This window comes from Brevundimonas sp. Leaf280 (assembly GCF_001422455.1).
In the GTDB taxonomy this organism is placed as follows: domain Bacteria; phylum Pseudomonadota; class Alphaproteobacteria; order Caulobacterales; family Caulobacteraceae; genus Brevundimonas.
The window spans coordinates 71,284-93,854 of record NZ_LMNC01000003.1 but is presented as its reverse complement, the minus strand read 5'-3'; the positions used below and the strand labels follow the sequence as shown (position 1 = coordinate 93,854).

At 65.3% G+C, this 22,571-nt stretch carries 22 protein-coding genes and 1 tRNA gene; 15 read left to right on the top strand and 8 right to left on the bottom strand.

The window, feature by feature from the left end; translation table 11 throughout:
* The first annotated feature begins 81 nt into the window (after nt 1-81).
* Nucleotides 82-375: an RNA-binding S4 domain-containing protein gene (locus ASF31_RS06515; protein ID WP_235551270.1), complete on the top strand. Its 294-nt coding sequence runs from the start codon at nt 82-84 to the stop codon at nt 373-375.
* Between the two features lie 30 nt (nt 376-405).
* Here ASF31_RS06515 and ASF31_RS06510 read toward each other — a convergent pair whose 3' ends face one another.
* A complete protein-coding gene (locus tag ASF31_RS06510; protein ID WP_055753909.1) occupies nt 406-1,032 on the bottom strand; it encodes a YceI family protein in 627 nt (208 codons plus the stop codon).
* 187 nt (nt 1,033-1,219) lie between these two features.
* On the opposite strand from ASF31_RS06510, the gene fdxA reads away from it, so the two are divergent.
* Complete coding sequence (gene fdxA / locus ASF31_RS06505; protein ID WP_017505910.1) at nt 1,220-1,561, top strand: ferredoxin FdxA; 342 nt, start codon at nt 1,220-1,222, stop codon at nt 1,559-1,561.
* A gap of 300 nt (nt 1,562-1,861) precedes the next feature.
* Nucleotides 1,862-2,392, top strand: a complete 531-nt coding sequence (locus ASF31_RS06500; RefSeq protein ID WP_055753908.1) for a CarD family transcriptional regulator — start codon at nt 1,862-1,864, stop codon at nt 2,390-2,392.
* Between the two features lie 74 nt (nt 2,393-2,466).
* Here the strand turns inward: ASF31_RS06500 and ASF31_RS06495 are convergent, their stop codons facing one another.
* On the bottom strand, nt 2,467-2,946 hold the full coding sequence (locus ASF31_RS06495) for a DUF3617 family protein (protein ID WP_055754175.1): 480 nt from the start codon (nt 2,944-2,946) through the stop codon (nt 2,467-2,469).
* 236 nt (nt 2,947-3,182) lie between these two features.
* On the opposite strand from ASF31_RS06495, the gene rpmB reads away from it, so the two are divergent.
* Together rpmB and ASF31_RS06485 are read left to right on the top strand one after the other, a co-directional pair.
* The gene (gene rpmB, locus ASF31_RS06490) at nt 3,183-3,479 is read left to right on the top strand and encodes a 50S ribosomal protein L28 (protein ID WP_026108540.1); all 297 of its coding nucleotides are present in this window, start codon (nt 3,183-3,185) and stop codon (nt 3,477-3,479) included.
* Nucleotides 3,480-3,588: 109 nt separating this feature from the next.
* Entirely contained in the window at nt 3,589-5,313 is a 1,725-nt protein-coding gene (locus ASF31_RS06485; protein ID WP_055753907.1) for a M1 family metallopeptidase, read from the top strand.
* Nucleotides 5,314-5,320: 7 nt separating this feature from the next.
* On the opposite strand, the gene ASF31_RS06480 is transcribed toward ASF31_RS06485, so the two are convergent.
* Nucleotides 5,321-6,097: a transglutaminase family protein gene (locus ASF31_RS06480; protein ID WP_055753906.1), complete on the bottom strand. Its 777-nt coding sequence runs from the start codon at nt 6,095-6,097 to the stop codon at nt 5,321-5,323.
* A gap of 132 nt (nt 6,098-6,229) precedes the next feature.
* On the opposite strand from ASF31_RS06480, the gene ASF31_RS06475 reads away from it, so the two are divergent.
* From ASF31_RS06475 to ASF31_RS06465, 3 genes are read left to right on the top strand one after another with little or no spacing between them, the layout of a single operon-like run.
* Nucleotides 6,230-6,817, top strand: coding sequence for a biliverdin-producing heme oxygenase (locus ASF31_RS06475; RefSeq protein ID WP_055753905.1), 588 nt, complete (start codon nt 6,230-6,232; stop codon nt 6,815-6,817).
* Nucleotides 6,814-8,988 (top strand): histidine kinase dimerization/phosphoacceptor domain -containing protein, encoded by a 2,175-nt coding sequence (locus tag ASF31_RS06470; RefSeq protein ID WP_055753904.1) that lies wholly within the window; start codon nt 6,814-6,816, stop codon nt 8,986-8,988. Before ASF31_RS06475 ends, ASF31_RS06470 begins: the two co-directional genes overlap by 4 nt.
* A gap of 57 nt (nt 8,989-9,045) precedes the next feature.
* Nucleotides 9,046-9,975, top strand: coding sequence for a DMT family transporter (locus ASF31_RS06465; RefSeq protein WP_055753903.1), 930 nt, complete (start codon nt 9,046-9,048; stop codon nt 9,973-9,975).
* A gap of 84 nt (nt 9,976-10,059) precedes the next feature.
* Here ASF31_RS06465 and ASF31_RS06460 read toward each other — a convergent pair whose 3' ends face one another.
* The gene (locus ASF31_RS06460) at nt 10,060-10,263 is read right to left on the bottom strand and encodes a cold-shock protein (protein WP_017505920.1); all 204 of its coding nucleotides are present in this window, start codon (nt 10,261-10,263) and stop codon (nt 10,060-10,062) included.
* Between the two features lie 196 nt (nt 10,264-10,459).
* Complete coding sequence (locus tag ASF31_RS06455; RefSeq protein WP_055753902.1) at nt 10,460-11,221, bottom strand: extensin family protein; 762 nt, start codon at nt 11,219-11,221, stop codon at nt 10,460-10,462.
* Between the two features lie 102 nt (nt 11,222-11,323).
* Between ASF31_RS06455 and ppk2 the strand changes: the two genes are divergently transcribed.
* Nucleotides 11,324-12,073: a polyphosphate kinase 2 gene (gene ppk2 / locus ASF31_RS06450; protein WP_055753901.1), complete on the top strand. Its 750-nt coding sequence runs from the start codon at nt 11,324-11,326 to the stop codon at nt 12,071-12,073.
* A gap of 6 nt (nt 12,074-12,079) precedes the next feature.
* Here ppk2 and ASF31_RS06445 read toward each other — a convergent pair whose 3' ends face one another.
* Genes ASF31_RS06445 through tsaD form a run of 3 tightly spaced genes read right to left on the bottom strand, consistent with a single transcriptional unit; the run spans nt 12,080 to nt 14,620 of the window.
* Nucleotides 12,080-12,463 (bottom strand): Rieske (2Fe-2S) protein, encoded by a 384-nt coding sequence (locus ASF31_RS06445; protein ID WP_055753900.1) that lies wholly within the window; start codon nt 12,461-12,463, stop codon nt 12,080-12,082.
* Nucleotides 12,456-13,454, bottom strand: coding sequence for an NAD(P)H-dependent glycerol-3-phosphate dehydrogenase (locus ASF31_RS06440; RefSeq protein WP_055753899.1), 999 nt, complete (start codon nt 13,452-13,454; stop codon nt 12,456-12,458). Before ASF31_RS06440 ends, ASF31_RS06445 begins: the two co-directional genes overlap by 8 nt.
* 26 nt (nt 13,455-13,480) lie before the next feature.
* Nucleotides 13,481-14,620: a tRNA (adenosine(37)-N6)-threonylcarbamoyltransferase complex transferase subunit TsaD gene (gene tsaD / locus ASF31_RS06435; RefSeq protein WP_369814634.1), complete on the bottom strand. Its 1,140-nt coding sequence runs from the start codon at nt 14,618-14,620 to the stop codon at nt 13,481-13,483.
* Between the two features lie 46 nt (nt 14,621-14,666).
* On the opposite strand from tsaD, the gene hemC reads away from it, so the two are divergent.
* The 6 genes from hemC to ASF31_RS06410 all read left to right on the top strand — a co-directional run bounded on the left by hemC (nt 14,667) and on the right by ASF31_RS06410 (nt 22,381).
* Nucleotides 14,667-15,632, top strand: coding sequence for a hydroxymethylbilane synthase (hemC, locus tag ASF31_RS06430; RefSeq protein WP_055753898.1), 966 nt, complete (start codon nt 14,667-14,669; stop codon nt 15,630-15,632).
* The gene (locus ASF31_RS06425) at nt 15,629-16,336 is read left to right on the top strand and encodes a uroporphyrinogen-III synthase (protein WP_055753897.1); all 708 of its coding nucleotides are present in this window, start codon (nt 15,629-15,631) and stop codon (nt 16,334-16,336) included. The genes hemC and ASF31_RS06425 overlap by 4 nt, the downstream gene beginning before the upstream one ends.
* Nucleotides 16,337-16,377: 41 nt before the next feature.
* Nucleotides 16,378-16,453, top strand: a tRNA-Thr gene (locus ASF31_RS06420).
* A gap of 399 nt (nt 16,454-16,852) precedes the next feature.
* Complete coding sequence (locus ASF31_RS14560) at nt 16,853-17,527, top strand: ImuA family protein (RefSeq protein ID WP_162233944.1); 675 nt, start codon at nt 16,853-16,855, stop codon at nt 17,525-17,527.
* The gene (locus ASF31_RS06415) at nt 17,424-18,977 is read left to right on the top strand and encodes a DNA polymerase Y family protein (RefSeq protein ID WP_055753896.1); all 1,554 of its coding nucleotides are present in this window, start codon (nt 17,424-17,426) and stop codon (nt 18,975-18,977) included. Before ASF31_RS14560 ends, ASF31_RS06415 begins: the two co-directional genes overlap by 104 nt.
* Nucleotides 18,974-22,381, top strand: coding sequence for an error-prone DNA polymerase (locus ASF31_RS06410; RefSeq protein WP_055753895.1), 3,408 nt, complete (start codon nt 18,974-18,976; stop codon nt 22,379-22,381). The genes ASF31_RS06415 and ASF31_RS06410 overlap by 4 nt, the downstream gene beginning before the upstream one ends.
* Nucleotides 22,382-22,571: the final 190 nt, after the last annotated feature.

Genomic DNA, 22,571 nt, shown 5'->3' with positions numbered 1-22,571 from the left:
GCTTCCGACATCGTGCGGCGGCTGCATCGCCTTCGGCGCCGCTGGGTCCCCCGGTCTGCGCCGCAAGCGGCTTGCCGGAGGATGACGAAAGGGATGGAAAGCGAGAACGCCTGTCGCATCGACATCTGGCTGTGGCGCGCGCGGTTCGTGAAGACGCGCAGCCTGGCGGCCGGTCTGGTGGAGCGGGGGGCGGTGCGGCTGACGCATCAGGGGCGCGAGACGCGGCTCGACAAGCCCAGCCGATGCGTTCACGTCGACGACCTGCTGACCTTCGCCCAGAACGGACGCGTCACCAGCTTGAAGGTCGAAGGGCTGGGCGAAAGGCGCGGGCCTGCCGAAGAGGCCCGCGCCCTTTATAGAACGATTGAACCCTGACGGGCTCAAGTCGCGCGCAGCGCGATAGCCCTACTTCTGAATGACGAACTCGCCTTCGATGTGCAGCTTCACTTCGTCGGACACGGCCGGCAGGGCGTAGTTGACGCCGAAGTCCGAACGTTTGATGGTCGCTTCGCCGTCGAAGCCGGCCTTGTATGCGCCCATGACGGTTCCGGCGCCGTTGAACTCGACCTCGATGGTGACGGGCTTGGTCACGCCCTTCAAAGTCAGATCGCCGACCACAGTCGCTTCGTTGGCGTCATCGGCGTCGACCGTGACCGAGCGCGAGACGAAGGTCGCAGTCGGATATTGGGCGGTGTCGAAGAAGTCGGCGGTCTGCAGGTGGGCCTTCAGACGGTCGTCGTTGGGCGCCACGTCGGTCAGCGGGATCGTCGCGGTCAGGGTCGAGGCCGACGGGTTGGCCGGGTCCAGCTTCAGCACCGCCTTCACGTTCACGAACTGGCCCGTATAGGTCGAAAGGCCGAAGTGATTGACCGACCAGGTGATCTTGCCGTGGCCGGAATCCAGATCGTAGTTCCCGGCGGTGACTTCGGACGGGTTCTTGGTCAGGGCGGCCTGAGCCACCACCACGCCGCCGGCGGCGAGGCTGAGCGCCACTGCGCCGGCTACGGCGTATTTCATGAAGGGGGTGCGCATGGGGGAGTTCCTGTGATGGGACGGCGGATATGCAATCAATACGGTTGCGATTAAGCTCGACTGTTGTCAAGCGGGCTCAAACCGGCTTGCGAACGTCTCTCGCCTTAAGCCCCGCTGTTGACAGTTGGTTGCGTGCCCGCCATGTCGCAGGCCTCCCGCTCACAGCTTGCGCCCCGTTTTTCGCCCAATGACCTACATCGTCACCGACGCCTGCGTGAAATGTAAGTTCATGGACTGCGTCGAGGTGTGTCCGGTGGACTGCTTCTACGAGGGCGAGAACTTCCTGGTGATCGCGCCGGACGAATGCATCGACTGCGGCGTGTGCGAACCGGAATGCCCGGTCGACGCCATCGTGCCGGACACCGAGGACGAGCCCGACGGCAAATGGCTTCAGGTCAATGCCGAATACGCCAAGGTCTGGCCCAACATCACCGTCAAGGGCACGCCCCCCGCCGACCGCGAACAGTACGAGCGCGAAACCGGCAAATACGAGAAATACTTCAGCCCCAAGCCGGGCAAGGGTTCCTGATTTAAGGACTGGCGGCGCTCAAGCCTTGCCGTATTTGCACGTCCGCCCTGTGGACGTTTTGAAATTCCGCAGATTTGTGATAGGTTCTGTTTCATTGGATCGGGCGGTCCGCGAAATCTTCGCGCCGCCCGTGTTTGCGACAGAATCCCGCCCTAGACGGGATCGGCCAGAGGTTTGGTGATCCGTTTCCGCTTTTGACGCCTGACATCATCCCCTCCGACGGAGCGTTCCGGCGGATGAGATTCTGTTTGCGTTTCCTGCGCCTTCGTTTCGCCCGGCCCTGACCGGGAAAGGACGATTATGACGAGCAAGACTGGTCTGGAGTTCAAGGTTGGCGACGCGGTCGTCTATCCGGCGCACGGCGTCGGCAAGGTGGCGGCGATCGAGACCCAGGAAGTCGCGGGCATGTCGCTGGAGGTCTATGTCGTGACCTTCGACCACGAGAAGATGACCCTGCGCGTCCCGACCAAGAAGGCCGTCACGGCCGGTCTGCGTTCGCTGGCCGCCGACGACGTCGTGACCAAGGCACTGACCACCCTGAAGGGTCGCGCGCGCATCAAGCGCACCATGTGGTCGCGTCGCGCCCAGGAATACGAAGCCAAGATCAACTCGGGAGACCTGATCTCCATCGCCGAAGTGGTTCGCGATCTGCACCGCGCCGACACCCAGCCGGAACAGTCCTATTCGGAGCGCCAGCTCTATGAATCGGCCCTGGACCGCATGGCGCGCGAAGTCGCCGCCGCCAACAAGATCGACAAGGATGCCGCCGTCGAGCTGCTCGCCAAGTCGCTCAGCGCCAAAAAGCCGATCCCGACCGCCGAAGCCGCCTAAGCTTCGAGTCTCGGACTAAAGAAAAGGCCCCGGAGCGATCCGGGGCCTTTTTTTGATGCGTCGCAGAGCCGGGGTCAGAAGTATTCGGCGTTGGCCGGGCACTGGGCGCTGATGCGCCGCGCGGTTATGCTGGCGGGGATATAGGGGGTGCCGCGCACGATCTGGGCGCCGCCACGGAAGCTGAAGCTGGTTTCCGTGTAGGTCCCATTCAGGCGAACAGCGATGCGACGGCCCTTGCGGTCCTGGCAGGTTCCCTCGAAGCGGGCATTGCCGTTGCCGACCACGCGGGTCGGATAGGTGCAGCGCCACTTGTTGGTCGACAGGCCGCCGAAGAATCGGTTGATCTCGCTGGGCCGCACGCACTTCTGCTCGGTGTCGCGCTGGCCCACCGCGCTGGTAGTGTATTCCCAATAGCCGGGCAGGACTTCGGACTGAGCCGCAGTCTGGGCCGGGGCGATGGCGGGCGAGGCCAGCATGAAGCCGCCGGCCATCACCGGGGCCAGGACGGCGAGCGCGCGCTTGCGCAGGCGATCGATCAAGGACGGACGGGACATGGAAGCCTTCTGTTCTGCTTGGGTCTCTTTTGAGGTCGTCATCATATGGGCCATACAGGGCGGCATTTGAATGACGGCTGAACGAGGCGTGGGGACGATGCGTCCAGACTCGGCTTGACGCCGAACCGCCTCTTCCCTTATACGGCCCCCTCTCGCGCGGGCTGGTTCCCGCGCGCAACTGTTTCATGCGTCCTCTCCCACGCTCGGGCTGGACGCCGCACCTTAAGGATCTGACGATGTCGCGTCGTTGCGAACTCACCGGTATCGGCCCCATGGTCGGCCACAACGTGAGCCACTCGAACATCAAGACCAAGCGCCGCTTCCTGCCGTCGCTGAAGACGGTCAAGGTCACGTCGGAAGCCCTGGGCCAGACGTTCAGCCTGCGCATCTCGAACGCCGCGCTGCGCACCCTGGACTACAAGGGCGGCCTGGACGTCTTCATCGTCAAGGCCCGCGACGAGCAGCTGTCGATCGCCGCTCAGCGCATCAAGCGCCAGATTCGCGCCAAGCTGGCCGAACAAGCCGCCGCCTGATCGGCGACCGCGACATAGAGTTCTGGAAGAGGCCGGTGGAAACACCGGCCTTTTTCTTTGCGCCATTGCCCGCTCACGCTAGCCTGTCGCCTCAGAGAGGGACGGCTTCATGCGCATCAAGATTTTGCTTTTGGCCGCAGCCAGCGCCCTGACGCTGTCGGCCTGCGCCACCGTCGCCCAGCCGGTGCCGACGCCGCGCGAATCGACCGCCTTCACCCTGGCCACCGATCAGCCGCTGACGCCAGAACAGCAGGCGATGCAGTTCGACAAGGCCGATTTGTCGATCAAGGTCCTGCCCGACGACAAGGCCATCGACGCGGTCGCCGTGCTGGACTTCACCGCCAAGGCGCCCCTGACCGCTCTGGTCGTCGAACTGGACACCTTGCTGACCATTTCCTCGGTCCAGATCGACGGGGTCGAGGTCGCTGTCGATCGCTGGTCCAACCCCGAAGGCCGGCTAACGGTGCAGCTGCCCGAGACCTTGGCCACGGGCCGGTCGGCAGCCCTGCGCGTCGCCTACGCCGGCCAGCCGCGCGTGGCGCCCCGTGCACCGTGGGACGGCGGCTTCGTCTGGTCCACCGCGCCGTCGGGCGAGCCATGGATCGCCACAGCGGTTCAGGGCGAGGGCTGCGACATCTTCTGGCCCTGCATCGACAGCCCCCACGGCGAACCGTCTCGCGTCGATCTGCACATCACCGTCCCGTCGACCCTCTCGGCGCCGTCCAATGGCCGCTTCCTGGGCAAGGTCGATCACGGCGACGGCTGGACCACCTGGAACTGGTCGGCGAAATCGCCCAACACCTACGCCATCGCGCTGAACGTCGGGCCGTACGAAGAGTTGTCGGGCGACTACGCCAGCCGGTTCGGCAACACGATCCCGATGCGCTACTGGCATCTGAAATCGGACACGCCCGAACAGGTCCGGGGCCTGTTCGCCCAGTTCCCCAAGATGCTGGACTTCTTCGAAGCCACCGTCGGCCCCTTCCCCTTCGGCGACGAGAAAATGGGCGTGGTCGAGACCCCGCACCTGGGCATGGAGCACCAGACGATCAATGCCTACGGCAACGGCTACAAGATCGACGGGCGGGGCTACGACTGGCTGTTGCAGCACGAGTTCGCCCACGAATGGTTCGGCAACCAGCTGACCAATCAGAACGCCGACGACATGTGGCTGCACGAGGGGTTGGGGTCATACATGCAGCCGCTCTATGCCCGCTGGCTGCTGGGCGACCGTTATATGCAGCGCGAACTGGCCAATCAGCGCGAGGGTTTGATCAACAAATATCCTGTCGTTTCAGGCACGCCCAAGACCGAAGACGAGGTCTACAAAGGCGACGTCGGGCCGGGTCTCGACATCTACAACAAGGGCTCGCTGATCAGCCATTCGCTGCGGATGCTGATCGGCGACACCGCCTTCCATCAGGCGGTCACGCGTCTGGTCTATGGCCGACCCGACCCCCGGCCGGGCAATTTCGCGCCGTTGTACCGATCCACCGGCGACTTCCTCGCGATCATCAACGACGTCACGGGCCAGGACTACGGCTGGTTCTTCCGCAGCTATCTCTACAACGCCGCCCTGCCGGTGCTGACCCAGACCCGCGACGGCGGTGTGCTGAAGCTGGAGTGGACGACGGGCGACGGCGGGGCCTTCCCCATGCCGCTGGAGGTCGAGATCGACGGGCGCGTTCAGATCGTGGCCATGACCGGCGGTCGGGGCCAGATCGCGGTTCCGGCCGGCGCCCCCGTGCTGATCGATCCGCAGAACAAGGTGCTGCGCCAGATGGACGTGATCGACGAACTTCAGGCCTACAAGGCGGCGCAGAAGCCGAAGTAGCGGCCGGTCAGGCCTCGGCCACCGTCACCGACTGGCGCACCATCTGACAGCGCTCCTGCGTCGTCAGGAAGGCGATGTCCGCCGCATCGCGCCCGCAGGCGATCCGCACCAGGCCTTCGACCGGCGCCAGGCCCGTCGGATCGACCAGCCACCAGCCGTTATCCAGCCAGACCTCGAAGATGGCGTGGAAGTCGGGCGGGCTGAGTTGGTGAGCGAAGGCGCTGACCGCGCGCGCAGGAATGCCCGAGGCCCGGCACAGCGTCATGCCCAGATGGGTGAAGTCGCGGCACACGCCGGCCCGGTCGATGAAGGTGCGCGCCGCCGTGGTTTCGGTGTCCGAGACGCCATGCTCGTAATCGACGTTCTCGGTGATCCAGTTCAGGATCGCCAGCACCCGCGCGCCGCCCGCCGTGTCGCCAAACTCGCGCGTCACGAAGCGGCCGAACTGATCCGACGGGCAATAGCGGCTGGGCTGGAGATAGGGCAGAACCTCGGCGGGCAACTCACCCCAGTCATGCTGGGATACGCTGGGCGGCAGGCCCTTCAGCACGCCGTTCTCGACCACCGCCTCATAGGTCAGCTTGACCTCGCCCTCGACGTGGCAACGCAGGGTGCGGGCGCCGAAGTCGACGTCCTCGTCCTCATGGAAATCGACGGCCGGGTCGAAGGTCAGGGTTTCTTCCAGAATGTCCTGACCCGGCCAGTGTGCGACCTGGATCTTGTAGATGGCGTCCGTCGGCGGATCGAAACGATAGACGAGTTCGGCGCGGACGCGCAGTTTCATGAAAATCTGCCGATCAAAGGGAGATGAGAAGGTTGCTGGTGAACGCCACGCGGTCTGGGCCGTTCCGTGGTGGTCCGCGCCTTCTGGCCTGTGCAAATCGACAAGACAAGACAGTGTGTTAATCTGAGCCCCATGATCGCTTCCCCTGCCCTTCTCGCTCTTCGGGAAGCCACCGCCTCAGCCCACGAAACCCTGGAAGTCCAGGCCCGGATCGAGCCGCGTCTGTCGGACCCCGCCACGCGGGCGGCGACCGTGGCGGCCTTTTACCGCTTCCATGCCGGACTGGAGCCGCTCAGCCATCCGCTTGTGGCACGGTTGAACGCCGAAGTGGACGCCGGCTTCGAACCGCGATCACGTGCGAACGGGATCGCCCAGGACCTGACGATACTGGGTCAGCGCATTTCTCCGCCCGCGCGTCCGGCTGCGCCCGCCTCGGCCGGCGAAGCCCTAGGCTGGGTCTATGTGGCCGAAGGGTCGATGCTGGGCGGTCGGATCATTCGACGCCGGCTGGCCGCCGAGGGTCGCGATCTGGACGGCCTCGGCTTTCTGGATCCCTATGGCGAAGAAACCGGCGCACGCTGGCGCGCCTTCATGGATTTGCTGGACCGGGCCTGCGTTAACGGCCACGTCACGATCGATCAGGTGGTGAAGGGCGGCATCGACGGTTTCGCCTTCGCCCACCGCACCTTGCAACCCCAGCCGCAGGAGGCCGCGGCATGACCGAGACGCTCGACCTGGCCGACGCCGCGCTGAACGAGTGCGATCGCGAGCCGATCCACATTCCTCAATCGATCCAACCGCACGGCTTCATGCTGGTGCTGGATCTGCAATCCCTGACCATCCGCCAGGGGGCGGGCGCGATCGAGGAGTTGACGGGCCGCAAGGTCTGGATCGATCGCACCGTCGCCGACGTGTTGGGCGATGTCGCCGACCGGGCAGTACGCGCCATGGCCGCGCATCAGGAGGCCGGCTTCGCCTGTCGCTGGCGCGCGACCAATCGTCTGGAATACGACGTCGTGGTGCATCGTGCGCCGGGGACGACCTCCGGCACGATCAACGATCTGATGATCATCGAGGTCGAGCAGAGCTCACAGCAGGCCCGCCTCGGCGTCGATCTGATCGCCAACCTAGACGCCGCCGGCGCCGCGCTGGAACGGGCGGTGACGATCCAGACGGTGTGCGAGCGGGCGGCGGACGCCTTCCGTCGCCTGACCGGTTTCGACCGGGTGATGATCTATCGCTTCCAGGACGACGAGGCGGGTCAGGTCGTGGCCGAAAGCCGCGCCGATGGGTCCGGCTCCTTCCTGAACCACCATTTCCCCGCCACAGACATCCCGCAGCAGGCGCGCGCCCTTTATCTGCGCAACCCCGTGCGGGTCATTCCCGACAGCCGCTATACGCCCCAGCCTCTGCGCCCCATCGCGCCTGGCGAGGCGCCGCTGGACATGAGCGACAGCGGCCTGCGCTCCGTGTCCCCGATCCACCTGCAGTATCTGCGCAACATGGACGTTCGGGCCTCGGCGTCCGTGTCGATCATCGTCGATGACGCCCTGTGGGGGCTGGTGGCCTGCCACAACGCCTCACCTAAGCTGCTGCCCTATGAGCTGCGCGTGGGCTGCACGGCCTTGGCGCGTAATCTGGCGCGACAGCTGAAGTCCAAGACCGACGCCGACCTCTATCGCGAGCGCACGCGCCTGCGCCGGATGGAGGACGAACTGCTTTCGCGGCTGTCGCCAGATCGGCCGATGCGAGAGGCGCTGGCCGAAAAGGCCGACGCCCTGATGCAGCTGACCAGCGCGGACGGTCTGGCCATCGTCAGCGACGGCGATATCCAGACCTTTGGCCATACGCCGCCCGAAGACGGCGTGCGCGCCATCGCCGCCTGGGCGGCGGGACGGCCGGGCCTGCGCCCCGTCTCGTCGCACAACCTGGCCTCGGTTCTGCCCGCCGCCGAGGCCTGGAAGACGCACGCCAGCGGTCTGCTGGCGGTGACCCTGCCTCTGGATCAGCCGGTCTCGCTGCTGTGGTTCCGCTCGGAGGTGCTGGAAACGGTGCGCTGGGCCGGCAATCCCTCAACGGCGGAGAAGACTGGCCCCAACGCCATTCTGACGCCCCGCGCCTCGTTCGAGAGCTGGTCGGACACCGTCTCGGGCCGCGCGCACCGCTGGGGCCCTGCCGCCGTCGAGTCCGCCGCGCGGCTGAGGGACGCACTGGCCGACTACGCGGCGGTCCATCAGATTCGACGGCTAAACCGATCGCTGCAGGACCGCCTGTCCGAGCGCGACTTGCGGCTGGAGCAGCAGCAGTATCTGATCCGCGAGGTGAACCACCGGGTTCAGAACAGCCTGACGCTGGTGTCCAGCTTCCTAGGCCTTCAGGCGCGAGAACAGGCGGGCGGCTCGGCCGCGACCGCGCTGAACGAGGCGCGACGTCGCGTACGCGCCGTCTCTGCGGTCCACAGCCGGCTGTATCTGAGCGATCAGGTCACGACCATCGACATGAGCCGCTATATCGGCGAGCTGATCGGCGATCTGGGCTCCAGCATGGGGCCCGACTGGGCCGCCGCCATCGAAACCGATCTGGACCCGGTCTGCATCGAGCCAGGGCGCGCCATCACCATCGGCCTGATCCTGACGGAACTGATCATCAACGCCCAGAAATACGCCTATGGCGGCAAGCCTGGTCCGCTGCGGATCGCCTTCCAGGAAGACGGTGCCTTCTTCCGCATGACGGTGGAGGACGAGGGCGCCGGCGGGCATCTGGCCGGTAAGGGGTTCGGCTCGATGATGATCAAGAGCCTGGTCGGTCAGCTGGACGGGACGATCGACTATCGCGACCGCGCGCCGGGCCTCAGCGTCGCGTTGCGGTCGCGGATCGACCCCCTCGTTTAAGGCGCGGCCTGACGGCGCCTGTGGCGTCAGGTCGCAGGGCGCCGTAAGAGCCGGGCCATGTCCGCTATGGCCTTTCGTCCCTCCTCGCGCGCCTTTGCGCTGATCGTTCTGCTGATCGCGGCCAGCGTGCTGGGCCTGGCGCCCATTCTGGTGCGGTTGACCGAAACGGGACCGGCGGCGGCGGGGTTCTGGCGGTTCCTGTTCGCCCTGCCCCTGCTGACGATTCTGGCGGCGCGGGAGCCAGGCGGCGTCGGCGCGCCGTCGAAATGGGCGCTGCTGGCGGGCCTGTTCTTCGCCTTGGACCTCAGCTTCTGGCACTACGGCATCGTCATGACCTCGGTCGCGAACGCCACGGTGCTGTGCAACCTGACGCCGGTCGTCGTGACCCTGTTCGGCTGGTTTGTGCTAAAGGAGCGGCCGCACCGGCTGTTCATCCTGGCCCTGGCCCTGGCCATGGGCGGCGCCTTCGCCATGGCGGCGGGCGCAGACGGCGGACAAGGGACCAATCCGATGCTGGGCGACCTGTTCTCCCTGTCGGTGGCGGTCTGGTACTCGGGCTATTTTCTGGCGGTACAGGCGGCGCGGCGCACGGCCGGGGCGATGCGGGTGACCTTCTGGGCGACCCTGCTGGGCGCGCCCCTGCTTTTGATCGTCGCCCTGGCGCTGGGCGAGGCCGTCATCCCCGCCGGACCGGCGGGCTGGGCCGCCTGCGTGGGCATGGGCGTGATGCACGTCTTCGGACAAGGCGGCGTGGCCTGGGCGCTGGGCAAGCTGCCGGCCTCGGTCACCGCCGTGACCATCCTGATCCAGCCGGTCGTCGCGGGCCTGCTGGGCTGGTGGATCTTCGGAGAAACCCTGACGCCGGTTCAGGCCCTGGGCGGCGCCCTGGTGCTAGGCGCAATCGTCCTAGCGCAGCGGTCCCAACGCACCAAGACCGTCCAAGCCGCCGAGACCAAGCCGCAGGACGCATCAAACGGGCTCAAGTAGCGCGAGGCGCGGTAGCCCGAAAAAACAAAACGGGCGCGGGAGAAACTCCCGCGCCCGCCTCTAAGCCTTGAAGGCTGGATCGACTTAAAGAACCTTGAGGTCAATCGCCGAGGTCTTGCCGCGCTGGTTTTCCAGCTCGTATTCGACCTTGGCGTTCTCATCGAGGCCCTGAAGTCCGGCCTTCTGAACGGCGGTGACGTGAACGAACACGTCGGAGCCGCCGCTATCGGGCTGGATGAAGCCGTAGCCCTTGGTGGGGTTGAACCACTTGACCGTGCCGGTCGCCATGTCTGCGTCTCCGTAAACGCGCTTTTCCAGGCGGATCCCCCTCGAGGTGACCCGACAATCCATCTGGACAGCTCGTTCAGGCGAAGGAGCGAAACGCGGGTTTGGACCCCACGCGAAATCCGGACTGCAGCGATGTTGTCACCCGGCTTTTCCAGACGGTCAACAGCAAAGCGAGTCGCACCGGACGCATTCAGGCTTAACGACAGAGGCCCCGCGCGGCCCCGTCGATGTGCAGATGGTTGGCGTGGGCGGCGTTGTAGTCCGGCGTCAACACCGTCGAGAACAGCTGGCAGCCCCCGTCGCGCAAGGCGTGGAGGAAGCGGCCGCCCGGCTCGCCCGCCGGCCCGTCGCCGCGCCAATCGTTCAGAACGCTGACGGTCCGACCGTCCTTCAAAGTCACCGCTGCGACATCCAGCGCATTGGCTTTGGCATGCTCGCTGGGCCGCTCGGCCTCGTCCTGCGAGCCGTAGATGCGGCGGCATGAATAGGTGCCGTAGTTCTCCACCCGCGCGGGCGCCGAGCCCAGAATGTCGCGCGAGGCCGGGCGCAGCACCTGTCGATCCCAGATGACGTAGCGGACCGCCAGCGGGCACTGCATGACGACATCGGCGGGGGCCAGCGGCGTCACCTCGCCGCCCGTGATCCGCACCGCCCCGCGCACCACGCAGAAGCCGCCGTCGTCGCGGTCGGGCGCGCGTTCGACCTGAACCCCCGCATTGCGCAGCGCCTGCATACAGGCCTCGGTCGCGCCCTCGACAGCCTCAGGGGTGGCGGCGGTCGGCACATCGAAGGCGGCGACCTTTGCGGTGGTCGCGCGGCCCAGCGGACGATCCAGATCCAGCGGCTTCCAAGGCAGGTCCTGGGGCGGAGCGAAGGCGTTCAACAACGCAAAGCCGGCGCAGACCAGCAGCGCCAGCTCCCACACCAGATTCCACATGTCCGCCAGATCGCGCTTCATTCGGCCCCTCGCAGGCCGGACGGGCCCGCCGTCTTAACGCCCAGCTTCGCAGTCGGCTCCCTCGCCCTTGCTCTCTGCCGGCCCTCGGCCCACTCTCTTGCTATGGGAAAGAAATCCGACGCCTATGACGCCGAGCTGGAGCAGATTCAGCTGGCCATCGTCCAGACCCAGGCCTGGAGCATCGAGCATGGCTCGCGCGTGGTCATCGTGCTGGAGGGGCGCGACACCGCCGGCAAGGACGGCGCGATCAAGCGCCTGACCGAACATATGTCGCCGCGCCAGACCCGCGTCATCGCCCTGCCCAAACCCAGCGACCGCGAGACTAGCCAGTGGTATTTCCAGCGCTATGTCCCGCACCTTCCGGCCGCGGGCGAGACGGTGATCTTCAACCGGTCCTGGTACAACCGCGCCGGGGTCGAGCCAGTCATGGGCTATTGCACGCCCGAGCAGTACGCCCAGTTCATGACCGACGCCCCGCGCTTCGAGCGGATGCTGACCGACGACGGGATCATCCTGATCAAGATCTGGCTGGATATCTCGCGCAAGGAGCAGGCCAAGCGGCTCAAGGAACGCCGCGAGGATCCGTTGAAGAAGTTCAAGCTGTCGTCGCTGGACGCCGAGGCCGAGGCGCGGTTCGACGCCTATTCCGACGCCCGCGACCGGATGCTGGACGAGACCGACCGCGACTATGCGCCCTGGACCGTCGTCGCCACCGACGACAAGAAGACGGCGCGGCTGAACATCGGCCGCTACATCCTGTCGGTGCTGAGCCACACCAGCATCGACATCAAGAAGCCAGATCCCGACGTCGTGTTCAGCGCCGGAAAGGCCAAGGGCAAACTGGCGCGCTGAAGCGCCTCAGGCCGTTCTGACGATCCCACCAGAGGCCGCCACCGGCCAGGGCGTCAGCCGCCCGCCCGCGCAGGGGCCGCCCTTGCATTCGCCGGTCAGCGGCTCGAACACCGCCCCGTGCCAGCCGCACAGGATCAGCGCGCCGTCTGGCGTCAGATAGCGGTCGATCTCCATGGCGATGGGAAAGCCCGCATGCGGGCAGCGATCGACCCAGCCCGCGACCTGACCGTCCTTCCTGACCACGAAGCCGTGGAAGAAGGCCTCGCCGATCTGCAGCACGAAGCCGCGCGAGCCGGGGTCGGCGATGTCGCCCTCGGCGCACAGGGCCACGCCGGGCGGTGTCTTCCAGACCCGTTTGCGCTCGGCCGGCGCCTCGGCCGCTTCAGACACGCTCGGCCTTCAGCGGGCGCGACAGCAGGCCGTCGATCAGACCATCGACATCAATCTCACCGGCCAGCAGCGCGGCGACCCCTTCCGAAATCGGGATTTCCACGCCCAGACGCGCGGCCAGTTCGCGAACCGCCGGCGCGCTTTCATAGCCTTCCGCCACCGACCGTTTGCCGGCCAGGGCCTGTTCGACCGTCTGTCCCTGACCCAGGGCCAGACCCAGGCTCATGTTGCGCGACTGGGGGCTGGAGCAGGTCAGGACGAGGTCGCCCAGGCCGCATAGGCCCGCCACCGTCTCCGCCTGCCCCCCCATGGCGACGGCGAGGCGGGTCATTTCCGCAAAGCCGCGCGTGATCAGGGCGGCGTGGGCGCTGCGACCCAGTTGACGCCCCTCGGAGATGCCGCAGGCGATGGCCAGCACGTTCTTCAGCGCCCCGCCCGCCTCGGCGCCAACCAGATCGGTCGCCAGATAGGGCCGGAAGCCCGGCGCCGACAGGGTGTTGAGCAAGGCCTCGCCCAGCCCCTGATCGGCGCAGGCCAGGGTCACTGCGGTCGGCAGGCCGCGCGACACCTCGCCCGCGAAACTGGGACCGGACAGGACGGCGGCGGGGGCGTCCGGCAGGGTCTCGGCCAGCACCTCGGTCATCAGCTTCATCGTGCCGCGCTCGACGCCCTTGGAGCACAGCACCACCGGCACGCCGGCGCGATAGTGTGGCGCAAACGCCGTCAGCGTGGCGCGCATATGCTGGGCCGGCGGCACCGCCAGGATCACGTCGCAGTCGCCCAGATCAGCCAGATCGGCGGTGAATTTCAATTCGTCGGCCAGCGGCACGCCGGGCAGATAGAGGTCGTTGGCCCGCGTCGCCCGCAGCGTCTCGACCAACTTCTGCTCGCGCGCCTGCAAGGTCGTGTCCAGTCCGGCCCGAACGCACACCTGCGCCAGAGCCGTGCCCCAGGCGCCCGCGCCGATGACCCCTGCCGTGCGGAATTCCATGCGCCCTCCCGAGGCTTGTTTATCGTTCACGCCTTGGCGCCCTTGCGGCCCGGCTTGTGCGAAGGATCGGACAGGGCGCGCGCTTCGTCCAGCGGCCATCGCGGCCGGGCGACGACGTCAATGTCGCTGGTCAGGCCCAGCGCCAGCCGTTCCGCCCCCGCCAGGGCGATCATCGCCGCATTGTCGGTGCAATAGGCCATGGGCGGCGCCAGGAAGTCGAAGCCGTATTTCGCCGCCGTCGCCTGCAAGGTCGCGCGGATGGTCTTGTTGGCCGCGACCCCGCCTGCCACCACGAACAGACGGTGGTCATGCGTCTCCGCATAGGCCGCCAAGGCTCGCTCAGACCGATCCGACAGCTGGCGCGCGATGGCGTTTTGCACCGCGTCGGCCAGATCCGCCCTGTCCTGCTCGGTCTGGCAGGTCTGGGCGATACGGAAGGCCGCCGTCTTCAGGCCCGAGAAGGAAAAGTCGCAATCCTTGCGGCCCAAGAGGGCGCGCGGCAGATCGATCTTCGACCCGTCGCCCTGCATGGCCAATCGTTCCAACGCCGGTCCGCCCGGATAACCCAGGCCCAAGGCCTTGGCGATCTTGTCGAAGGCCTCGCCGGCCGCGTCGTCGATGGTGGCGCCGATCCGGCTCATGTCACCGACGCCGCGCACCTCCAGAAGCTGGCAATGGCCGCCCGACACCAGCAGCAGCAGGAAGGGATAGGCCACCTCCGCCCCCAGCCGGGCCGACACCGCATGCCCCTCAAGATGGTTGACCGCCACCAGCGGCAGGCCGCGCGCGAGCGCCGCCGCCTTGCCAAAGCTGAGGCCCACCATGACCCCGCCGACCAGACCCGGCCCGGCCGTCGCCGCGATCCCGTCCAGCCCGTCATAGCCCATATCGGCCTCGGCCATCGCGCGTCGCGTGACCTCGGCGATCATTTCGACATGGCTGCGTGCCGCGATCTCGGGCACCACGCCGCCATAGGCCGCGTGATCGTCGATCTGGCTGTGAACGACCGAGGACAGCACCTCCGCCCGCCCGCCGGTCAGGCGCACGACCGAGGCGGCGGTTTCGTCACAACTGGTCTCCAGGCCCAGCACCGTCAGCGGACCGGGACGAGGGAGGACATCCCGTCCAGTTGCTGACTTGGCGCCGCTGCTATAGTCGGCGGACATCTCCATCGGGTCGAGGTAGCGACCCGGCGACCGGTGCGCAACGCTCATGACCTTTCCTCTCCGCATCGGCACCCGGCGCTCCAAGCTGGCGCTCGCCCAATCCGGCATGATGCAGCGCGCCATCGGCCGCGCCCTGAACGTGCCCGAGGCCGAGATCGAGGCCGCCGTTCCTCTGGTCGAAATCGTCACCACCGGCGACCGCATCCAGGATCGCCGCCTGCTGGAAGTCGGCGGCAAGGCCCTGTTCACCAAGGAGATCGAGGAGGCCCTGCTGGCCGGCCGGATCGACATCGCCATCCATTCGATGAAGGACGTCCCTGCCGAACAGCCCGACGGACTGTGCATCGCCGCCGTCCCCGAACGCGAGGACGCCCGCGACGCCTTCATCAGCCGCGACTTCGACAGTTTCGACGCCCTGCCCTTCGGCGCGCGCCTGGGCACCGCCAGCTTGCGTCGTCAAGCCCAGGCGCTGGCCCTGCGGCCGGACCTGAAGGTCGAGATGCTGCGCGGAAACATCGACACCCGCCTGCGCCGCGCGGCCGAGGGCGACTTCGACGCGATCCTTCTAGCCGTCTCGGGCATGACGCGTCTGGGCGTCACCGACCATATCCGCGAGAAGCTGTCTCTGGACGCCTTCCTGCCCGCGCCGGGCCAGGGCGCCCTGGCCATCCAGACCCGCGCCGCCGACATCGACGCGCCCCTAAACGCCCAATGGGTCGCCGCCCTGAACCATCCCGAGACCGCCCTGTGCATCGCCGCCGAGCGCGGCGCCATGACGGCGCTGGAGGGGTCGTGCCGCACCGCCGTCGGCGCCTTTGCCCGCATCGAACACGACACCCTGCACCTGACCACCGAGATGCTCAGCCCGGATGGGTCCGCCCGCTGGCGGCGCGTCGGCGATCTTTTCCAACCGACCGAAGCCGACGCGCGCGCCCTGGGCCAACGCCTGGGCGGAGAGGTCCACGCCTCGGCCGGTGATCAGGAAGTCGATCCCGCGACCCTGGACGGATGAACGTTCCGCCGACACGAGTCTGGATCACCCGCGCCGAACCGGGCGCCGCACGCACCGCCGCCCGCCTGCGCGACATGGGGTTCGAGCCGATCGTCGCGCCCCTGCTGAGCCTCGAAACGCTGACGCCTCCCGTTCCCGATCTGGCGTCGTTCGCCGCCTTGGCCTTCACCAGCATCAACGGCGTGGCCGCCTTCGCCGCTCTGACGCCCCGCCGCGACCGTCCGGTCTTCGCCGTCGGCGATGCGACCGCCCAGGCCGCCCATGATGCGGGCTTCGCCGATGTCCGCTCCGCCTCCGGCGACCTGCGCGACCTCGCCCGCCTGATCGCCAGCGCCATCGCCAGCGCCGCCGTCCTGGTCCCTCAAGCGGAAACCCCCGCCGACGATTTCACCGCCGCCCTCACCGCCGCCGGCGCCCGTAACGTGTCGATCCATTCGCTGACAGTCTATCGCGCCATCGAAACGTCAGTCGCAGCGCCCGCACTGTTCGACGCCGTTCTGATCCACTCCCCCCGCGCCGGAAAAGCCCTCGCCAAGCTTGGTCACGACGCCTTGGCGCACGCGGTCCTCGCCTGCATCTCTCCCGCCGCCGCGGCCCCGCTCGCCGCGCTGGGCCTGACGCCCGTTGTGGCAAAATCGCCCGACGAGACCTCATTGCTCACGATCTTGAACACCGCGCTTGGCAAGCGCGATCCGGCCGTATAAAGACCCCGTCTCGCGCGGACAGCTTCGTCCGTCGCAACCGGGCCGCTTTAGCTCAGCCGGTAGAGCACATCATTCGTAATGATGGGGTCAGGTGTTCGAGTCACCTAAGCGGCACCACCTTCTCAAGGCATCTCTAGCTTTGACGCCCGGCCGGATAGGCCGGAAGGTGTTTCCGCTTGGAACCGGCGCGGGCAATGGGAAAGGCCGATAAGCCTATAGATTTTCACACTTTCGGCCTTTGCTCGAATTTCGTCGAACTGGGTGAGCGCTCCTCAGGCCCAAGCCTCAACTTCGCGCCAGAACTTATCGGTTCGGGCCGATCAAGATGGGAGCCCTCTACGAAGCGGCTGAGCTAAAATTGGAGGGCTACTTTTCTCACCTTGACTCGTTGGGGGTGTGAAGTCGCATATAGAACAAATGATGAACAAACGAGATTTAGTCTCACGCTTTTCGCTCGCACGCCACTCTTCTCCTCTCATAAAGCGCAGGTTTGATAGCGACTTAAACGGAGGTGATATGGCACGCGTTCTGGCCGTGCTGACGCCTGCCGGAACACACGAATTCTACGCTGAGAATGCCGCGGACGCCGTGACCGTAAACGGCTTCGGCTTGGGCATGGCTTTGTCGATCACGCCTGGTCAGGGCTTCCTGTGGGCCGTTCATGATCGAGGCGCTGGCGAGAACGGCCACCCGTATGGGGCGGGGCTGCATGAGATGGGCCTGTCACCCAATGAGGTTTTGTTGGTTCGCGCTCGCGACATCCGCACCCTTTTGGGTGTGGGTGAAGATGCCCTGCGCACGCGCGGCATAGGTGTAGTGCTGCTGAGCGCATGGGGAGAAGACCGGGCACTAAGCCTGACGGCTAGCCGGCGGCTGTCGCTGGCAGCTCGTAATGGCGGCAAGCAGCTTTTTTTGGCGCGTGCGGGGGCCGCACCCCAGCCCAGCGCGGCGGAAAGTCGATGGTCGATAAAATCCGCAGCCTCGACCCCTCTGGAAGGCGGGGCACCAGGTCGGCCGGCCTTTTCCGCCAAACTTTTGCGTCATCGAGGAAGCGCGGCAGTCGTAGCCTCTCTCATGGAGTGGGATCGTGAAGGACGATCATTCGTCGAGCCGGCGACGTTATCTGGCCGTGTGGTTCCCTTGGCTTCCCAGCGACAGGCTACAACTGAAAGCCTGCGCCGACACGCCTGAAGCGCCGCTTGTGCTGGTGGAGAAGGTCAAAGGCACTCTGCGGCTGAGCAGCGTCGGCCCTGAGGCGTCGCGCCAAGGGCTGCGTCCCGGCCAGACGCTGGCTGATGCGCGTGCGCGCCTCCCTGTGCTGAAGGTCGCAGAGACGCAGCCCGAAGCGGACGACGCTTGGCTTGCTCAGGTTCTAGAGGACTTCGATCGTTTTTCGCCCATGATCACAATAGATCCGCCGCACGGTTTGATGATGGATGTGACCGGTTGCACACATCTGTTCGGCGGCGAGAAGAAACTGTTTCAACTCGTCCAGTTGCGTGGGCGCGGATTAGGTTTGCAGAGCCGTTGCGCTTTCGCATCCACACCCCAGGCGGCGCGTGCGCTCAGTCGATTTGGACAGCCGCATGAAGTGTTTGATTGCGCAACCGAACGCGCAATGGTCCGTCGTCTGACTGTCTCCGCTTTGGAACTTGATGAACGCGATGAGCTAGCTTTACGTCGGGCGGGCCTGAAAAATTTGGGCGACTTGGATGACCGCCCGCGAGCGCCCTTGGCGGCCCGTTTCGGGGCCGGATTTCCTGCGCGGTTGGCGCGTATCTTGGGTGATGAAGACACACGTATCACCCCGCATCGTCCAACGCCGCCTGTTGTGGTCGATCGGGTCTTCTTCGAGCCCATCTCGACTGACGCTGACGTAAAGCGCGTACTGTCCGACCTGCTTGAAGACACTATGGCTCGGCTGGAGAACGCCATACTGGGGGCGCGCGACTTCGAGGCTGGCTTCTATCGTGTGGATGGTGGTCTGCGGAGGGTAAGACTGAAGGTCGGACGCGCCACACGCGACGCCGGATCGGTGTTGCGCCTGTTCTGCGAGCGCCTGGCGGCCTTGGAGACTCCGCTGGATCCTGGCTTCGGCTTCGACCAGATGCGTATGGTCGCCACAGCGGTCGAGCGGCTGGCGCCTATTCAAACAGGGCTGGAAGAGGAATCCGATCCGTCCGGCGACCTAAGCGCCCTGATCGACAGACTGATCGCGCGATTAGGACCGGAGGCTGTGTTGAGGTTCCAACCTCAGGGCTCACACATCCCCGAACGTGCAGCGCGCTGGACCTCGGGCGGCGGTGGTCCGGATATCGGTAAATCCTGGCCAGAGCTCGATCCTGATGATCCCCCTCTGCGCCCGCTGCATCTGTTCAATCCACCGCAACCCGTCGAGACACTGGCCGAGGCGCCCGACGGCCACCCCTTCCGCTTCCGTTGGCGGCGCGTGGTTCATAATGTCGCTCGCGCAGAGGGACCGGAACGCATTGCAGGAGAATGGTGGCGCGCGCCAGGCCAGCGCACCCGCGACTATTACCGCGTCGAGGATGTAGACGGCCGCCGCTTCTGGCTTTTCCGCCAAGGTATTTATGGCGTCGAAGAACCGCCGCGCTGGTTCATTCACGGCCTGTTCGTATGACAGACCGAGCGCCACAAATTCATCCTGACCCACAGGGCGACTATGCCGAGCTGGCCGTGACCAGCAACTTCTCATTCCTGAGAGGGGCATCTTCGCCCAAACAGATGGTGGCGACGGCGGTCCTGCGCGGCCATGCAGGCATGGGGCTGGCGGATCGCAACACCGTAGCTGGCGTCGTGCGCGCCTGGAGTGCTCTGAAATCTCTTCGCGAACATGGTCTGCTGCCTCCCGACCTGCGACGCGAAGGCTCCGGCCCCGGCGAGACTGCGAAGGACGAAGACCAGACAATCGACCCAGCATTATCTGAAGAGGTCAAACGTCGGGCTCAGCTTTTCAAGCTGATCCTGGGCGCGCGTCTGGTCTTCAATGACGGAACGCCTGACATTCTGGCCTATCCCGAGACACGAAGTGGCTGGGGAAGGCTGACAAGACTGCTGACGCTCGGCAATCGTCGGGCGAAGAAGGGCGAGTGCGACATCGCCTTGCGCGATCTGCTGGCCGCGCCCGAGGACATCCTGCTGATCGTCATGCCGCCCGATCACTTGGAAGGGTTCGAGAGCGTCCTCGATCGTATCGCCGATGGTGCGCCGGGCGCGGTTTGGTTGGGCGTCGCCATGTTGAGACGCGGCGACGACCGACGTCGGCTGATGCGTTTAAGAGCGATGGCCGAGCGAGCAGGGGTTCCACTGCTGGCTCTCAATGATGTGCTTTATCACATCCCTGAACAGCGTGATTTGCAGGACGTGCTGACCTGCATTCGCGACGGAACGACCCTTGAGGCGGCAGGGCGTCGCCTACTGACGAACGCCGAGCGGCACCCCAAGCCTGTCGTGGAAATGAAACGTCTGTTCCATGATGCGCCTCAAGCAGTGGTCGAAAGCTTGAATGTTCTGAATCGTGTGGCGTTCGACCTGTCAGACCTCTCCTATCGATATCCTGAAGAACCTGTCCCTCCAGGTTGGAAGCCCCAAGCTTGGCTGGAGAGCCTGACATGGCGGCACGCCAATGAACGATATGGAGGCGATGTCCCCACCAAACTGGCTGAGCTTCTGCACAAGGAATTGGCCTTCATCGCCAAGAAGGAAATCGCCCCCTACTTTTTGACCATCTATGACATCGTGCGCGTGGCGCGAGACAAGAGCATTTTGTGTCAGGGCCGAGGGTCGGCAGCCAACTCCGCCGTCTGTTACATCCTCGGCATCACCTCGGTTGATCCTGCGGAATCCGAACTGTTGTTCGAGCGCTTTTTGTCGGAGGATCGCAACGAGCCGCCCGACATCGATGTCGATTTCGAGCATGAACGGCGCGAGGAGATCATCCAGCATATCTACGGCCGCTATGGACGCGAACGCGCCGGCATAGCCTCCACGGTCATCCATTTTCGACCCCGCAGCGCCATCCGCGAAGTGGGTAAGGTTTTCGGACTTACCGAGGACATCACGGCGCGCCTGGCGGGCAGCCACTGGGGCAGTTGGGGCTCTGAAATCACAAACCGCCATGTGGAACAGGCGGGATTGGATACGGCCAATCCGATGATCGGTCGCGCCGTCGCGATGGCGTCTCGGCTGCTGAACTTCCCGCGTCACCTCAGCCAGCATGTCGGCGGCTTCGTCCTGACCCAGGATCGGCTGGACGAGATGGCGCCCATCCATAATGCGGCCATGCCCGACCGCACCTTCATCGAGTGGGACAAGGACGACATCGACGAACTGCGCCTGATGAAGGTCGATGTGCTGGCGCTCGGCATGCTGACCTGCATACGCAAAGCCTTGGACTTGATGAAGGTTCATCAGGGCGTTGAGGAGCGTCTCGATACCATCCCGCAGGACGATCCCGAGGTCTATGATATGCTGTGTCGAGGCCAGTCGATCGGCGTCTTCCAAGTCGAGAGTCGAGCCCAGATCAATATGCTGCCTCGGCTAAAGCCTCGGAAACTTTATGACCTCGTGATCCAGGTGGCCATCGTCCGACCCGGGCCGATTCAGGGCGACATGGTCCATCCCTATCTGCGTCGCAGGAACCGCCTGGAGGCGATAGATCTCTCGGGACCATCACCCGATCACGGTCCGCCTGACGAGTTGAAGCAAGTGCTTCGCAAGACCCTTGGCGTCCCTCTGTTTCAGGAACAAGCCATGCGGGTCGCCATGGTCGCAGCCAAGTTCACAGATGCAGAGGCGAACGGCTTGCGCAAGGCCATGGGGACGTTCCGGGGGGACGGGACGCTACACACCTACGAGAACCGGATGGTCGGCAAAATGGTGGAGCGGGGTTACGATCCTGTCTTCGCCCAACGCTGCTTCGACCAGATCAAGGGCTTCGGCTCCTATGGTTTTCCGGAAAGCCACGCCGCCTCGTTCGCGCAACTGGTCTATGTTTCGTCGTGGATCAAGCGACACCACCCAGCGGCCTTTGCATGCGCCCTGCTGAACAGCCAGCCTATGGGCTTCTATGCACCGGCCCAGATCGTGCGCGAGGCGCGTGAGGTCGGAGGTGTCGAGATACGGCCCATTGATGTCGTGCACAGCGATTGGGACAATGGCCTTGAGCCGACGGGCGCTGAACCGGCCTTGCGTTTGGGCCTACGTCAGATCGATGGTTTCAAGGAGAGCTGGGCGAAGGCGCTCGAAGCCGCGCGGAACGAGGCGCCCTTCGCCGACGTCGAGACCTTAGCGTGGCGTGCGCGACTATCGGCTGCAGCGATGCGCAAGCTGGCCGACGCCGATGCTTTTCGATCCCTGGGGCTGGACCGACGCGAGGGGTTGTGGGCGGTGCGACGATTGCCAGACGATAATCCATTGCCGCTGTTCGCGGCCGCCGAGGCTGTTGACAGGGGGGCGCGTGAGCTGGGCTGCGAACCCGACGTTAGCCTGCCAATCATGCCTTTAGGCGAGCATGTCGCCGCTGACTATCAGACAATCCGAATGTCGTTGAAGGCGCATCCCATGCATATTCTTCGGCCAGTTTTCGAAGCTGAAGGCGTGCGAACCTGCCGCGATACGGAAGCCAGACGGGGTGGATCGCATGTACAGGTGGCGGGCGTGGTCCTGGTGCGTCAGCGACCAGGCAAGGGCAACGCCATTTTCGTCACTCTGGAGGACGAGACGGGCATTACCAACGTCGTTCTGTGGGCGCGTATGTTTGAACAGTTTCGTCGCGAAGTGATGTCTGCCCGTCTGATGCTGGTCGAGGGCGTGGTCGAAAAAAGCCCTGAAGGCGTGGTCCACGTGGTGGCTCGCCGGGTGTTTGATCGCTCTGTTGAGTTGGAGCGACTGTCCGAAGATCACCGAACCACAGTCCAACTCGCCCGCGCTGATGTCGTCGCCCATCCTCAAGCGCCCCGTCATCCTTCGCATCGCCACCCGCGTGACGTACGCATTCTGCCGGGTTCGAGGGATTTTCATTGAACATCGCGCGGCTTGGTGACCGGCTGACGCAAACGTCCACCAATCCAAAAATAACGAGCCTTTAAGCGGGGGCGCGAAATATCTGGATCAGAAATAGCACTGACAGCCATTCTCCCCTCGACCTGCTCTCCGAAATTATATCGAACTCGCAATCACGAAGTCAGATGTTCAGGTCGTCTGTGTGGCACCA

Bases quoted from the DNA above. Each gene is read 5' to 3' on its own strand.
- ASF31_RS06410 (WP_055753895.1), top strand. From the start codon at position 18,974: ATGACAGACCGAGCGCCACAAATTCATCCTGACCCACAGGGCGACTAT.
- fdxA (WP_017505910.1), top strand. From the start codon at position 1,220: ATGACCTACATCGTCACCGACGCCTGCGTGAAATGTAAGTTCATGGAC.
- ASF31_RS06465 (WP_055753903.1), top strand. From the start codon at position 9,046: ATGTCCGCTATGGCCTTTCGTCCCTCCTCGCGCGCCTTTGCGCTGATC.
- ASF31_RS06470 (WP_055753904.1), top strand. From the start codon at position 6,814: ATGACCGAGACGCTCGACCTGGCCGACGCCGCGCTGAACGAGTGCGAT.
- ASF31_RS06440 (WP_055753899.1), bottom strand. From the start codon at position 13,454: ATGGAATTCCGCACGGCAGGGGTCATCGGCGCGGGCGCCTGGGGCACG.
- tsaD (WP_369814634.1), bottom strand. From the start codon at position 14,620: ATGTCCGCCGACTATAGCAGCGGCGCCAAGTCAGCAACTGGACGGGAT.
- hemC (WP_055753898.1), top strand. From the start codon at position 14,667: ATGACCTTTCCTCTCCGCATCGGCACCCGGCGCTCCAAGCTGGCGCTC.
- ppk2 (WP_055753901.1), top strand. From the start codon at position 11,324: ATGGGAAAGAAATCCGACGCCTATGACGCCGAGCTGGAGCAGATTCAG.
- ASF31_RS06485 (WP_055753907.1), top strand. From the start codon at position 3,589: ATGCGCATCAAGATTTTGCTTTTGGCCGCAGCCAGCGCCCTGACGCTG.
- ASF31_RS06455 (WP_055753902.1), bottom strand. From the start codon at position 11,221: ATGAAGCGCGATCTGGCGGACATGTGGAATCTGGTGTGGGAGCTGGCG.
- ASF31_RS06475 (WP_055753905.1), top strand. From the start codon at position 6,230: ATGATCGCTTCCCCTGCCCTTCTCGCTCTTCGGGAAGCCACCGCCTCA.
- ASF31_RS14560 (WP_162233944.1), top strand. From the start codon at position 16,853: ATGGCACGCGTTCTGGCCGTGCTGACGCCTGCCGGAACACACGAATTC.
- ASF31_RS06515 (WP_235551270.1), top strand. From the start codon at position 82: ATGACGAAAGGGATGGAAAGCGAGAACGCCTGTCGCATCGACATCTGG.
- ASF31_RS06460 (WP_017505920.1), bottom strand. From the start codon at position 10,263: ATGGCGACCGGCACGGTCAAGTGGTTCAACCCCACCAAGGGCTACGGC.
- ASF31_RS06480 (WP_055753906.1), bottom strand. From the start codon at position 6,097: ATGAAACTGCGCGTCCGCGCCGAACTCGTCTATCGTTTCGATCCGCCG.
- ASF31_RS06500 (WP_055753908.1), top strand. From the start codon at position 1,862: ATGACGAGCAAGACTGGTCTGGAGTTCAAGGTTGGCGACGCGGTCGTC.
- ASF31_RS06425 (WP_055753897.1), top strand. From the start codon at position 15,629: ATGAACGTTCCGCCGACACGAGTCTGGATCACCCGCGCCGAACCGGGC.
- ASF31_RS06510 (WP_055753909.1), bottom strand. From the start codon at position 1,032: ATGCGCACCCCCTTCATGAAATACGCCGTAGCCGGCGCAGTGGCGCTC.
- rpmB (WP_026108540.1), top strand. From the start codon at position 3,183: ATGTCGCGTCGTTGCGAACTCACCGGTATCGGCCCCATGGTCGGCCAC.
- ASF31_RS06495 (WP_055754175.1), bottom strand. From the start codon at position 2,946: ATGTCCCGTCCGTCCTTGATCGATCGCCTGCGCAAGCGCGCGCTCGCC.